We start from the raw sequence: 12,803 nt of genomic DNA, 5'->3' as shown, positions 1-12,803 counted from the left end.
GTGTACCCATATATCTGTGAAGGATATTAGGTTTGAAATGATATTGATAGATATTTACACCTAATTAGACTAAGATTTCTTAAAACCGATTGCATTGCGTTCTGTAAAGGTTGGCCTTACCAACTCTTCAATAATCTGGTAAATATTTCTGATATGCTCATTATGTTCACTTTGGTTTTGACTGAGCTCATCAATTTTTTTGATCAAGTCTTGATAATTAGCTGCCCATTCACGCATTTTTACAAAAACCCTCATAATGGAGATATTTACCTGAATGGCAGTTTTACTTTTGAGTACAGAAGATAGCATAGCTACTCCTTGCTCAGTGAATACATACGGAAGGTATTTTCTGTGTCTTCCACGTTCATTCTTTAAGGTCACAATTTGTGACCTTAAAGAATGAACCTCATTTTGTTCTTCTATCCTTACTTGTAAATCCCCCCACTCTTGATAGGAAAGCTGAAACATAAAGTCCTCCGGAAATCTGTCCACATTCCTTTTAACTGCCTGATTGAGTATCTTAGTTTCCACTCCGTACATTTCAGCTAAATCGCTGTCCATCATTACTTTTTGATTTCTAACTAAATAAATGGATCTAGTGATACGCTCTTGTATGATTAAATCTGATGGATTTTGCATATTATCTCTGTTAAAAAACTAACCCCTATTCTATTATAAAAATCAAATCCAATTTAAACATAGTATAGCGGATAATCAAATTCAAGTAGTAAAATAAACGTTTAATTTTTATAACTGTAAGTAATTAATAATTGCCCAATTTGATATTTATAATTATCAGATATCATGACTAATTTTGAAAAAGCAAAAATATGATGTTCTACCGTTGCGATCGTTGCGTTTAAAATCATTGCGTCCGTTTCGAGAACTTTCTTTTTGTTTCACGCAAAGGACGTAAATAAGGTCCGCAACAAGCACATTGTATGTGTTTAAATAAATTCATCAACAGGAACAAAATCTTATGATCAAGAAATTTGAATATGGACAAAATCACCTTACCACATCCATTGCACTCGGCATCGCCCGAGGTGAAATAAAAGGAATCCTTACTCATGAAACCAGAGAAAAAGTGAGCGTTAGCGCTAAAGCTGTAGAGCAAATCGTCTCCAAAGGACAGCCTGTATATGGCATCAATACCGGATTTGGGCCGCTTTGTACCACTCTGATATCTCCCGACCAGACACGCAAACTTCAAGAGAACTTGCTCAAAAGTCACGCAGTAGGTGTAGGTGAACCCATTCCAACTGAAATATCCAAATTGATGCTTATCCTTAAGCTTCATGCACTTGCAAAGGGCTATTCTGGTATTCAGGAAAAGACCTTGGACAGGATCCTGTGGCATATAGAAAATGACGTAATACCAGTAGTGCCTAAGCAAGGTTCGGTCGGTGCCTCAGGCGACCTTGCTCCCCTCTCGCATCTTTTCCTACCATTGATTGGTTTGGGAAAAGTGCATTATCAGGGCACGATTCTTCCCGCAATCGAAGCTCTCAAAAAACAAAACATAGAACCCATCCACCTAGGTCCTAAAGAAGGCTTAGGCCTCATTAATGGCACCCAATTTATTGCAGCCTTTGGCCTCAAAGTAGTGGAAAGATTCTACAATATCCTCGCCCATGCAGACATCGCTGGGGCCATGATGCTGGAAGGTTTGCTGGGTTCGATCAAACCCTTTTCCGCAGAACTCCATCAACTACGCCCCTATGCAGGCAACCAACATGTAGCAATGACCATCCTCAACCTCTTAAACGAATCCGAAATCGTGCATTCCCATGCCACCTGTGCAAGGGTTCAGGATCCTTATTCCCTACGTTGCATGCCTCAGGTGCATGGCGCTTCCAGAAATGCCTGGCTACACCTGAAAAAAAGTCTTGAAACAGAAATCAATTCGGTCACAGACAATCCTGTTGTCTTTGATGAAAACCATACCGTTAGCGGAGGAAATTTCCACGGGCAACCTATTGCCCTTCCTTTGGATTATGCCTGTCTGGCCGCTTCTGAAATTGGCAATATCTCTGACCGTAGGATCTATCTTTCATTAGAAGGAGATACCCCTGGAGTTCCTAAACTTCTCCTCAAAGAAACAGGATTGAATTCAGGATTTATGATTCCCCAATACACTACAGCGGCCTTGGCAAGTGAAAATAAAGGGCTTTGCTTCCCTTCCTCGGCTGACAGCATCCCTACTTCTTTAGGGCAGGAGGACCATGTCAGCATGGGTTCCATCGGGGCTAGAAAAGCATTTCAAGTCATCGAAAACGTTGAAAAAATACTTGGCGTGGAACTATTCTGCGCAGCCCAAGCTGTAGATTTCCATGCACCCTTAAAGTCAGGAAAAATTATGACGGCTTTATATGAACATGTACGCGCAAAAATAAATCATGTCACGGAAGACCAAATCATGTATGAGGACATGGAAACGGCCATTGCAATTATCCAAAGCGGGGAATTGCTTAAATTGGCAAGAGAAGTTGCTGAAAAAGAAGGATTGCAGTTTGAGACCCCTTGGTCTAAGGAGTTTGATAGGTACTAATAACCTTTGAGTGCGCCACGGCGTACTCGAAGGTTTTAGCCCGATTTAAAAAATAGAAATTAGTATTTGTAAATCAGATCTTAGAGGTAATTTACTTAAAAGATAAATAGACTAAAAACCATAAAGACCTTCGAGTACGCTGCGGCGTACTCGAAGGTCAAACCAAAAGCCCATGTCAACCATCAAACATACCCTTATTGGCCCATTTCGTCAAGTAGTTACCATGGCAAGGTTGCCTTTAAAAGGAGCATTGAATGACGAGCAGTTGGAAATTATTTCTGAGGCTGGTATTCTGATTAAAAATGACAGAATTCACCAAATAGGTAACTATTGGGATTTGTACCCAGAGGCACAATCTATCGGGGCGGAAATTGTGAATTTAAAAGGAGACTTTGTGGCCCTTCCCGGCTTGATCGATTGCCACACCCATATCTGTTTTGCTGGCTCACGTGCCAAGGACTATGCCATGCGCAATGCAGGGAAACCATATTTAGAGATTGCGAAGGCTGGAGGAGGTATTTGGGATACCGTTACCCAAACCAGAAAAGCCGAAATGGAAAAACTGGTTCAATTGACTGTCAAGCGGTCCAACAGACACCTCAAAGACGGAATCACCACGATTGAGGTAAAAAGCGGTTATGGACTCTCCGTAGAGGAGGAACTAAAAATGCTCCGTGCCATAAAAGTGGCCAATGAAAGCACCTTTGCAGATCTCATCCCAACTTGCCTGGCTGCCCATATTCCCCCCAAAGACTTTCAAGGAACCCAACGGGACTATCTGAAAGCCATTGTTGAAGATGTTTTCCCCATACTACAAGCAGAACGTCTAGCCAATCGTATCGATGCCTTTATCGAGGACACAGCCTTTACTCCTGAAGATATCCAATCCTATTTCCTGCAAGCCAAGGAAATGGGTTTCGACATCACCGTACATGCTGATCAGTTTCACACGGGCGGTTCGCAGGTAGCCGTTAACTTCGGGGCCATCTCTGCGGACCACCTGGAAGCCAGCACTGATAAAGAAATCGAGTTACTTGCCCAATCTGGCACTATTGCCGTGGCCTTGCCAGGGGCATCTATGGGTTTGGGTGTAGCTTATACCCCTGCCAGAAAACTACTTGATAAAGGCGCTTCTTTAGCTATTGGCTCTGACTGGAATCCCGGTTCAGCCCCTATGGGTGATCTTTTGATGCAGGCATCGGTCTTAGGCACTTTTGAAAAACTCAGCAATGCTGAAGTATTGGCTGGTATTACTTTAAGGGCAGCCGCCGCCCTTGGACTGAATGACCGAGGCCAACTCGCACCCGGTCTTTTGGCTGACATAGCACTTTTCCCAACAGATGATTATCGGGAAATCACCTATCAACAGGGGAGGTTAAAACCTTTGAAAGTCTTAAAAAATGGGGTTGAGGTCTAAAAAATTTGATATTGATGGATATTGGATGTTGATAGATATTGAATTTCATCTACAGATTTAAAATTCAGTTAAATAAAAGTAGCATAGAATATCTACAGAATAATATCAATTAATATCATCCAATATCCAAAAATATCCCAAAGCTAATATCAATCAATGTCTTTGATCAAAAGATTATCTTTCCATGGAATCAAAAAAACATAATAGATAAATAATGACCTTCCAAGACCAAATCCTTCAAGGAATCCCCTCAACCCTACCCCCTAAAAAGCTACCAAATCCTGATTTTTCACATGCGCCTAAGCGCAAGGATATTCTGAACACGGAAGAGAAAAAGTTGGCGGTGAGGAATGCGTTGCGCTATTTCCCTAAAGACTGGCATGCGGAACTGGCGAAGGAGTTCTATTCCGAATTACAGGAATATGGCAGGATTTACATGTACCGCTTCAGGCCGGATTATGCAATGTATGCCAGACCGATTTCAGAATACCCAGCAAAAAGCAAACAGGCAGCAGCCATCATGTTGATGATCCAAAACAACTTAGACCCGGCAGTGGCACAACACCCTCAGGAATTGATTACCTATGGAGGAAATGGAGCGGTTTTCCAAAACTGGGCGCAGTACCTTTTGACCATGCAATACCTGGCAGAAATGACCAACGAACAAACCCTCCACATGTACTCTGGCCATCCAATGGGTATTTTCCCTTCCTCGAAGGATGCGCCCAGGGTCGTGGTCACCAATGGCATGATGATCCCCAACTATTCCAAACCGGATGATTGGGAAAAATACAATGCACTCGGAGTTACACAATATGGCCAAATGACTGCCGGTTCTTATATGTATATTGGCTCTCAGGGCATCGTCCATGGCACCACCATCACAGTCATGAATGCTTTTAGGAAAAAACTTGGAGCGGACATTAATCCAAAGGGAAAAGTTTTCCTGACCGCAGGTTTAGGGGGAATGTCAGGCGCTCAACCAAAGGCCGGGAACATCGCAGGCTGTATCACTATCTGTGCCGAAGTCAACCCCAAGGCTGCTTACAAAAGGCATCAACAGGGTTGGGTAGATGAACTGCTGGATGATTTGGATGGATTGGTGAACCGGATAAGGATCGCCCAAAAAAATCAAGAAGTAGTATCTATAGCTTATTTGGGCAATGTGGTGGATGTTTGGGAGAAGTTTGACGAAGAAAATATCCCCGTGGAACTCGGTTCGGATCAGACATCTCTGCACAATCCTTGGGCTGGTGGTTATTATCCCGTGGGATTGAATTTCGAGGAGGCTAATGACTTGATGGCCAATGATCCTGAAACCTTCAAAACCAAGGTCCAGGAATCCCTGCGCCGACATGCCGCTGCAGTCAACCGCCATGCGGCCAAAGGCATGTATTTCTTTGATTATGGTAACGCTTTTTTGTTGGAAGCTTCCCGTGCTGGAGCTGAAGTGATGGCTGAAAATGGTATTGACTTCAGGTATCCTTCCTATGTGCAGGACATTTTGGGACCTATGTGTTTTGATTATGGTTTTGGCCCATTCCGCTGGGTATGTACTTCAGGAAAGGTGGAGGACTTGGAGAAAACAGACCAAATCGCTTTGGAAGTAATGCAAAGCATCAAAGCAACTGCTCCCTCAGAAATCCAACAGCAAATGCAGGACAATATCAAATGGATTGAGGAAGCTGGAAAAAACAAATTGGTAGTAGGCTCTCAGGCAAGAATACTCTATGCCGATGCGGAAGGCAGGATCAAAATTGCACAAGCTTTCAATAAAGCCATAGCGTCTGGAGAAATATCCGCTCCTATAGTCTTGGGCAGGGACCATCATGATGTAAGTGGAACGGACTCCCCTTTCCGGGAAACAAGCAATATATATGACGGCAGCAAATTCACAGCTGACATGGCAATTCATAATGTAATTGGGGACTCCTTCAGGGGAGCTACTTGGGTATCCATCCACAACGGAGGCGGGGTAGGCTGGGGAGAAGTTATTAATGGAGGCTTTGGAATGTTGCTTGACGGCTCAGAAGAAGCAGAAAGAAGGTTACAATTGATGCTTTTCTATGATGTCAACAATGGCATTTCCCGCCGTGCCTGGGCCAGAAATGAAGAAGCATTATTTGCCATCAAGAGAGAAATGGAAAGAACACCAGGATTGAAAGTGACAATTCCGGAGATGGTGGATGAGCATTTGTTGAATTTTAAATAAAAATTAAGGGGTTTTATTGTAAATCCATCCCATAGCCAGGTTATATCCCAGTGAGAGTATGATTGCACCGGTAAATAACCCTATAAAACCTGAGAAAATAAAACCTCCTATGGCCCCAATGAAAACGACCGCCATGGGTGCAGGAGCACCTTTGCCCAACATGATGGGTTTTAAGAAATTATCCATCAATCCAACCAATATCATCCAGATGGTAAATAGCAATGCTGTTCCTGTTTCGGCAGTTCCCCATATATAAATAATCGAGCCTAAGGAAACTGGTAAAATACCAATCTGCACTATAGCCAAAATCAAACAGATCAATATCCAGATCCCGGCGAATGGAATACCTGCCATTACCAATCCAATTCCAGCAAAAATCGATTGGATCAAGGCTACCCCCAAAATTCCTTTCGCTACATTCCTCACTGTTTTTTCGGCATTTTCAGCCATTTTCTCTCCTTGTTTCCCGACTATTCTTACAAAAAAGTTTTTCGCAAATTCTCCTTCTTCTTTTGCAAAAGACAGCATAATACCACTGATAACTATAGAAAAAGTAAACAATAACAGTCCTGAGGCTGAGCTTTTAAGAAGGTTTAAAAATTTAAATAAGATGGGTTTTATTTCTTCCTGATGTTTGATGACTGTTTCGGAAAGATTTTCTGAAGCACTTGACCACAAACCGTAGAATTCTTTACCAATTATTGGCCAGTCTGCAACTTTTTCAGGTGGCGGTGGAACATGCAGGTCATTTGTTTTGTATGCAGTCATTAACTCCTTAAACTCATCTACAGTAACAAAAAGTAAAGCAACTCCAGGACCAATAATCAGCAAAATCAAAAGAACTGTTATAATAGTGGCAGATAATGCTTGTTTTTTTACCAAGGAGGACAATTTCTCATGTAGAGGATAAAGCGCAGTTGCCAATACCGCAGCCCAGACCAAAGGGGTAATAAAAGGTTCTAAAATAAAAAAACACCAAACCAATAGAAGACCCAATGCCAGTAATTGTACCGCATAATAGATTACTGCACTTTCTTTTGGAACCTGACCAGGTTCCTTATCCTGCTTTTCCATACTATTTGAATTCAAATCATGAAGTGAATTTATCAATTTAATCAACAATCCATTAGATATTTTCGTCTAAAAAATTTTATACCATATTATTCAAAAGTTAAGAGTATTTATTTTCAATTTAAAATTTTCCCCAAACTTTATTTCAGTTTAATCATCCAAACAATCGAATTACATTGGGGAATATTCCTGAAGAAATACTGGACAAAATCAAAGATTTGGCTTTTGAGTATCAGACAATCAGGAGAAAAGGGCGGGGAAATCTCAATAGCCAACCAGGAATGGCTGGTAGAATTCAAACAGATGCTCCATGATTTGAAAGAGGAGGGTATTGATGCAATTATCTAAGAAAATACCCTTTTACCAAAATAACTAAACTTAAGATTGATAATCAAATAATTGATACAGATAGCTTTTGGCCATTTCCAAATGTTTATTCTTTGAAATTGGATCTATATCAGATTGGGCATTTAGAAAATATACTTTGGCCCGCACATTGGCGCGAAGGGCTTTAAAATATTTGAACAATTCCATATCTTCATTTTCTTCAAAACAATTCAAAGACTTGCTGTAAAAGCTTAAAAATTCCTCCGATAAATCCGCCCTTCCAAAATTCTCCAAGTCCATACAGAGGAACCCTATTTCATAGAGAAGATCAATCTGCCTGAAACTGTCATTAAATTCAATACAATCAAAAATTATAGGGTCTTTGTAAAGAAAAATATTCCCACTATGTAAATCCCCATGAAGATCCCTCGCCCATCCATCAGCAGCTCTTTTCTCAAATCTTTGCAGGTGTTTTTCCAGAAAATCATTACTCCAGACAATACTTGAATCTATTTTCTGAGCAGTTTGAACACCACATTCTTCCTGGACGAATTTTCTTACGCTCTCTAGGTCGTTAAAGGTATTTTTGGCCTGACCAAGATCAAATGGTTTCCTTACTTTTTCTGCCTTTTTATGGAAATTTGCCAGAACAGTTGCCAAATTCCGGATATCAGAATATTGAACCAGATCCTTTTTAAGCATTTCATCCATTTTCTTGGAATTACGGAGTTTCTTCATGCAGACTGCATAATCCTTAATTTTTCCTTGTCCTTCTCCAATTACCCAACTGTTTTCAAAATATCTAATGGGTAAAACTTCAAGGTAAATGGAAGAATACCTACTGTTCAAAACCAGCTCTCTTTCGCAGTTCTGCTTTCTTTTTTGAAGGTCTGAATAATCCAAAAATGAAAGTTTGACCGGTCTCTTTATCTTGAAGGCAAATAACTTACTTAAAATCACCCAGGAAATATTGGTTTCCACGACCCCCCCATCAATTGGGTTCCCCTGGAATAATCCCGTTTTTGCCAGCTCATTTACTTCAATTCTTTCCATGTCGGCTCTTCAGATGATGCAGCGTTTTTTCGAGAATCTCTTCAATATTTTCATTGGTGGAAACTAAAGTAAGGTAAGGTCCTTCGAGTGGTTCAAATGCTTCTTTGATTTGCCTGTAAACCTGAAAGTCAGCTTCTGAATCCTTTCTTGGCTTGGACAATCTTTCTCCGATTATTTTTTCCTCAGCTTCAACGAGGATAGGAACTACATCCACCCTGTACTTTTCTCCCAATTCCTCCACCAACTTCCTGGTATTTTTCAAAAAGAAAGTAGCATCCAAAACCACATTTCTTTGATTTAAGATCTCCTTTTCAGCTTTATTGATCATAGCCTGATAAACCTGTTGTTTAGACTTCAAATCATAATGCCCCATCAGACCCATTTTTTTCCTGAGCTCATCACTGCCTGTATATTTTGCATGAATAGCATGGGCCAGCTTTTTTGCAAAGTAGCTTTTTCCTGAACCCGGTAATCCCATCACCATTAATATCTGGCTCATAATCGATTGAATTTAGATAATATGTAAAAAGAGACTGCCCAATATAACCCTCATTACCAAAGAAATTTCGGGCATGTTTTTGAAAAAACAAATGATTTTGGACAGGCTTATGAAAAAACCATCTTATATTAATAATTAATAATTTATCTAAAGAGCATGAGATTCTATCCATTCATTCTATTAGCCCTGCTTTTCATCTGTTGTGACAAAATGGAGGAAAATAAAGAAATTGAAAAGACATTTATAAAGGGAGTTTATGGAAACCCTGCTACCCTGCTTAAAGCAGGTTATAGATTTGATTCATTGGGGATGAATGCAGTTTTTGTCCGAAGCATTTCTCTTAATCCTGAATTTTACAATACGGCCAAAGAACAGGGCATGCAGGTTTTTGTGGAATTCCCAACCCTAAATGGCAAAGAATACCTAAAGGACAATGAAGATGCCTGGCCTATTGATGAAAAAGGTGAACCTTCTCCCCCTGCAGATTGGTTTATGGGCATCTGCCCAACCCATCAAGGTTTTAAGGAATACCGATCCGATCAATTGAAAGACATATTGGAAGTTTATAAAGTGGATGGCATCTTCCTAGACTATGTTCATTGGCATGCCCAATTTGAAACTACAGAACCGATTCTTCCTGAAACATGCTTTTGCGACAGATGCACCGGTCTTTTCAGTGAAAAAATCAATAAAAAAATACCTGGCAACAACATTCCTCAGAAAGCTTCCTGGATTTTGGAAAATGAAGAAAAAGCATGGAGAAACTGGCGTGCAGGAATTTTAAATTCCTGGGTTGAAGAAATGGGCAAAATTTTAAAAGAACGCCAACCAGAGTCCAAACTAGGTATATTTTATTGCTCCTGGTTTCCTACAGATTATGATTCTGCTCTTTACCGTAATCTAGGAATTGACCCAGTTGCTTTGGCGGAAAGGGCTGATGTTCTTTCTCCTATGCTCTTCCATCATATGAAAGGAAGGCCAACATCCTGGGTCGGGGAATATGTGACCTGGTTGGGAGAATTATTGGGTAAAGATTTCGAAAAAACTGTAGATGCAAAGGTTAATAGACCCAAGTCGGAAGACTTGGACCATTACAATAGAAATATTTCCTCCACGCTAATTTGGCCCATCGTACAGGCCCATAACAATCCTGGAACCGTCAGTCCAAAGGAATTCCGTCAGGTAATGCTGGAGGGTTCAAAATCACCTTCTTCCGGAATCATGATGTTTTCGGATCAATCCCTAGTGGAAGAACCTGAAAAAATAAAAATCATGAAGGAATTATACCTTAAAAGCCTAAAATAGTTTAAAATTGTGTCACATGATAATTATGAAAGACCTGAAATACCTACTTGCCTACTCCATACCCCTTTCTGCAGTACTGGCACTGCAATGGCAGGGATGGTGGTCTTGGGCCACAGTAGTGCTGGCATTCGGAGTATTTCCTTTACTGGATGCTATGATTCCAGCCTCTACAGCCAATTATACTGAAAGTGAAGAAAAAAGCAGGTTGTTCAACCGCTTTTTCGACATCCTCCTTTACTTATGTGCACCAATTTGCTTTATCTTGGTTTATTTCTATTTTCAGACCATTTTGAAAGGCGGATTGGCCAAACATGAATGGCTTGGCCTGACTTTTAGTACTGGTGTGGTTTTGGGGGCCTTGGGAATCAATGTGGCTCACGAATTAGGACACCGTACCAACAAATGGGAGCAGTTTCTGGCCAAGGCAGGATTACTTCCGGTACTTTACCAACATTTTTTTATTGAACACAATAGGGGGCACCACAAACATGTATCTACTGACCAGGACCCTGCTACAGCCAAAAAAAATGAATGGGTTTATTCCTTTTTCTTCAGGTCCATCATTGGACAATATATCAGTGCCTGGAATCTGGAAAATAAAAGACTTACAAAAAATAGCCTGCCAATTTTTTCTTGGGATAATGAAATGATCCGCTTTTCAGTTTATCAGACCTTATATTTAGCAGCTATAATTGTTTTTTTTGGTTGGACTTTAGTCCCCTATGCTTTGGCCATTGCTCTAATTGGTGTGTTGTTGTTAGAAACAATCAACTATATTGAACATTATGGATTGAGAAGGAAAATACTGCCAAGTGGAAGACCTGAAAGGGTACTGCCCAAACATTCCTGGAACTCTGACCATGAGATGGGAAGGATTGTGCTTTTTGAGCTGACCAGGCATTCAGATCATCACTATTTGGCTTCAAGAAAATACCAAATCCTTAGACATATGGATGAAAGCCCACAATTACCAACCGGGTATCCTGGAAGTATGTTAATGGCTTTGGTACCACCTCTTTGGTTTTATGTCATGAACAAAAGGCTGGAGGATCAATCCCTTCAATTGGAAATTGCATAATTCAAAATTCTAAGAGGTTGAAAAGTAATAAAATGGACCTAAGATCAGTAAAGTGATTAAGAAGGCCCACAAAAATCATCATCCCCTGAAAACGACATCGAATGAGTAGATCAGGGGAGGAATGACGACGGACCGGGCCTGGATGGTCACGGCAGACAGACCGGCTCCGGCCTTGCGGGCTGATAGGATTCCGTCGTCTTGATCTTTTTGGTTACTTTTTGTATCAAAGCCTGTACCGCAGAATTGTGGGGACAAAAAGAAACAAAGAAAAAATGTTAAAAATCTACCAACCAAGGTTGAATTGGAATTTAAGTTTATATACCAATTAAGGTTAAATTAGATTGAGATTAAAATTAAAACTTCCTCTCGTCAGCACACAATCCAAACCCTGATGAATTATATGGATTAAATTTACCAGAAATGACAAAAAGATTGTTCTGTTTTCTACTCCTGACCTTTCTGAATCAATTCAGCTATGGCCAAGTAAAAAGTTTCAATTATGGCACCAACAATGCCGAGGCTTTGCAGTATTATGAACAAGGTTGGGAGTACATTTTAGACAAAGGAGAATGGCAAAAAGCCGAAGAGGCTTTCAGATTGGCAGTGGCCAAAGATCCGGGATTTCACCTTGGTTGGAGCCAAGTAGGCCGCATCAGTCATGATCCGGAAGAAAGGACTGCAATTTTTGCAAAACTTAACAAACAAAAAGAAAAATTAAATGGCTGGGAGAAAGGTTTACTGGAGGTTTATCTCGCCAGTTTAGAAATCATAGATGCAAAGGACAGGGGCATTCCAATTACTCAAGACAAAGTCAAGGAATTTTACCAAACTTCAGAAAAGAATTTCTCCGGATTTCTGAAGAATTTTCCTAATGAAAGATATGTGCATGCAGAATATATTGAGGTGATTCAGGGAATTTATGGGGCAAAAGCAGCTTTGGACAGTTTGGAAAAACAACAAAGAGAAGATCGGGAATTGATCCCCTTTCTAATCAGTTACAAAGCCCAGTTATTGGCGGAAACCAAGCAATTTGAAGAGGCCTACCAAGCTACTGAAGCACTGGAAAAGGAACTGAACAATCCCGATTTGCCCATCATCCATTTCACTTACACCTACATTGCCTTTGAAAAGGGGGATTTTAAGGAAGCAGGTAATTTGATTGATAAAACCCTAAGCCTGGACCCTGACCATGTTATCGCCCAGCGCCTCCAACAAAAGATTCAGGATCAATTAAAGCCAGCTGCTAAATAATATCAATCCATATTTCAGGATCTATAAATATCCAATCAT

The 12,803-nt window shown here is 40.6% G+C and carries 11 protein-coding genes; 7 read left to right on the top strand and 4 right to left on the bottom strand.

Going from position 1 to position 12,803, the window contains the following annotated elements; all coding sequences use genetic code 11:
• Positions 1-69 precede the first annotated feature (69 nt).
• The gene (locus ACFSKV_RS13065) at positions 70-639 is read right to left on the bottom strand and encodes an ORF6N domain-containing protein (protein WP_380803481.1); all 570 of its coding nucleotides are present in this window, start codon (positions 637-639) and stop codon (positions 70-72) included.
• Between the two features lie 340 nt (positions 640-979).
• Here ACFSKV_RS13065 and hutH point away from each other — a divergent pair, with 340 nt between their 5' ends.
• From hutH to ACFSKV_RS13050, 3 genes are all read left to right on the top strand, one after another.
• Positions 980-2,551, top strand: coding sequence for a histidine ammonia-lyase (hutH, locus tag ACFSKV_RS13060; protein ID WP_380803478.1), 1,572 nt, complete (start codon positions 980-982; stop codon positions 2,549-2,551).
• A gap of 172 nt (positions 2,552-2,723) precedes the next feature.
• Positions 2,724-3,968 (top strand): imidazolonepropionase, encoded by a 1,245-nt coding sequence (gene hutI, locus ACFSKV_RS13055; protein ID WP_380803474.1) that lies wholly within the window; start codon positions 2,724-2,726, stop codon positions 3,966-3,968.
• A gap of 214 nt (positions 3,969-4,182) precedes the next feature.
• Positions 4,183-6,180: a urocanate hydratase gene (locus tag ACFSKV_RS13050; RefSeq protein WP_380803471.1), complete on the top strand. Its 1,998-nt coding sequence runs from the start codon at positions 4,183-4,185 to the stop codon at positions 6,178-6,180.
• 3 nt (positions 6,181-6,183) lie between these two features.
• On the opposite strand, the gene ACFSKV_RS13045 is transcribed toward ACFSKV_RS13050, so the two are convergent.
• Complete coding sequence (locus tag ACFSKV_RS13045; RefSeq protein ID WP_380803470.1) at positions 6,184-7,254, bottom strand: AI-2E family transporter; 1,071 nt, start codon at positions 7,252-7,254, stop codon at positions 6,184-6,186.
• A 222-nt stretch (positions 7,255-7,476) separates the two neighbouring features.
• Between ACFSKV_RS13045 and ACFSKV_RS13040 the strand changes: the two genes are divergently transcribed.
• On the top strand, positions 7,477-7,599 hold the full coding sequence (locus ACFSKV_RS13040; RefSeq protein ID WP_380803468.1) for a hypothetical protein: 123 nt from the start codon (positions 7,477-7,479) through the stop codon (positions 7,597-7,599).
• A 30-nt stretch (positions 7,600-7,629) separates the two neighbouring features.
• Here ACFSKV_RS13040 and ACFSKV_RS13035 read toward each other — a convergent pair whose 3' ends face one another.
• Both ACFSKV_RS13035 and ACFSKV_RS13030 read right to left on the bottom strand, forming a co-directional pair.
• Positions 7,630-8,631 carry a hypothetical protein gene (locus ACFSKV_RS13035; RefSeq protein ID WP_380803466.1) on the bottom strand — a complete coding sequence of 334 codons (1,002 nt, stop codon included), beginning with the start codon at positions 8,629-8,631 and terminating at the stop codon, positions 7,630-7,632.
• Positions 8,618-9,130 (bottom strand): P-loop nucleotide/nucleoside kinase family protein, encoded by a 513-nt coding sequence (locus tag ACFSKV_RS13030; RefSeq protein WP_380803463.1) that lies wholly within the window; start codon positions 9,128-9,130, stop codon positions 8,618-8,620. Before ACFSKV_RS13030 ends, ACFSKV_RS13035 begins: the two co-directional genes overlap by 14 nt.
• 156 nt (positions 9,131-9,286) lie before the next feature.
• Here ACFSKV_RS13030 and ACFSKV_RS13025 point away from each other — a divergent pair, with 156 nt between their 5' ends.
• From ACFSKV_RS13025 to ACFSKV_RS13015, 3 genes are all read left to right on the top strand, one after another.
• The gene (locus tag ACFSKV_RS13025) at positions 9,287-10,435 is read left to right on the top strand and encodes a glycoside hydrolase family protein (protein ID WP_380803461.1); all 1,149 of its coding nucleotides are present in this window, start codon (positions 9,287-9,289) and stop codon (positions 10,433-10,435) included.
• A 16-nt stretch (positions 10,436-10,451) separates the two neighbouring features.
• A complete protein-coding gene (locus ACFSKV_RS13020; RefSeq protein ID WP_380803458.1) occupies positions 10,452-11,513 on the top strand; it encodes an alkane 1-monooxygenase in 1,062 nt (353 codons plus the stop codon).
• A gap of 420 nt (positions 11,514-11,933) precedes the next feature.
• Positions 11,934-12,764, top strand: a complete 831-nt coding sequence (locus tag ACFSKV_RS13015) for a type IV pilus biogenesis/stability protein PilW (RefSeq protein WP_380803456.1) — start codon at positions 11,934-11,936, stop codon at positions 12,762-12,764.
• Positions 12,765-12,803: the final 39 nt, after the last annotated feature.

The organism is Shivajiella indica (assembly GCF_042683085.1).
Taxonomy (GTDB): Bacteria; Bacteroidota; Bacteroidia; order Cytophagales; family Cyclobacteriaceae; genus Shivajiella; species Shivajiella indica.
This window is presented reverse-complemented; position numbering and strand designations above follow the sequence as displayed.

Excerpts from the sequence above, each read along its gene's own strand:
- ACFSKV_RS13065 (WP_380803481.1), bottom strand. The coding sequence starts at position 639 with ATGCAAAATCCATCAGATTTAATCATACAAGAGCGTATCACTAGATCC.
- hutH (WP_380803478.1), top strand. The coding sequence starts at position 980 with ATGATCAAGAAATTTGAATATGGACAAAATCACCTTACCACATCCATT.
- hutI (WP_380803474.1), top strand. The coding sequence starts at position 2,724 with ATGTCAACCATCAAACATACCCTTATTGGCCCATTTCGTCAAGTAGTT.
- ACFSKV_RS13050 (WP_380803471.1), top strand. The coding sequence starts at position 4,183 with ATGACCTTCCAAGACCAAATCCTTCAAGGAATCCCCTCAACCCTACCC.
- ACFSKV_RS13045 (WP_380803470.1), bottom strand. The coding sequence starts at position 7,254 with ATGGAAAAGCAGGATAAGGAACCTGGTCAGGTTCCAAAAGAAAGTGCA.
- ACFSKV_RS13035 (WP_380803466.1), bottom strand. The coding sequence starts at position 8,631 with ATGGAAAGAATTGAAGTAAATGAGCTGGCAAAAACGGGATTATTCCAG.
- ACFSKV_RS13030 (WP_380803463.1), bottom strand. The coding sequence starts at position 9,130 with ATGAGCCAGATATTAATGGTGATGGGATTACCGGGTTCAGGAAAAAGC.
- ACFSKV_RS13025 (WP_380803461.1), top strand. The coding sequence starts at position 9,287 with ATGAGATTCTATCCATTCATTCTATTAGCCCTGCTTTTCATCTGTTGT.
- ACFSKV_RS13020 (WP_380803458.1), top strand. The coding sequence starts at position 10,452 with ATGATAATTATGAAAGACCTGAAATACCTACTTGCCTACTCCATACCC.
- ACFSKV_RS13015 (WP_380803456.1), top strand. The coding sequence starts at position 11,934 with ATGACAAAAAGATTGTTCTGTTTTCTACTCCTGACCTTTCTGAATCAA.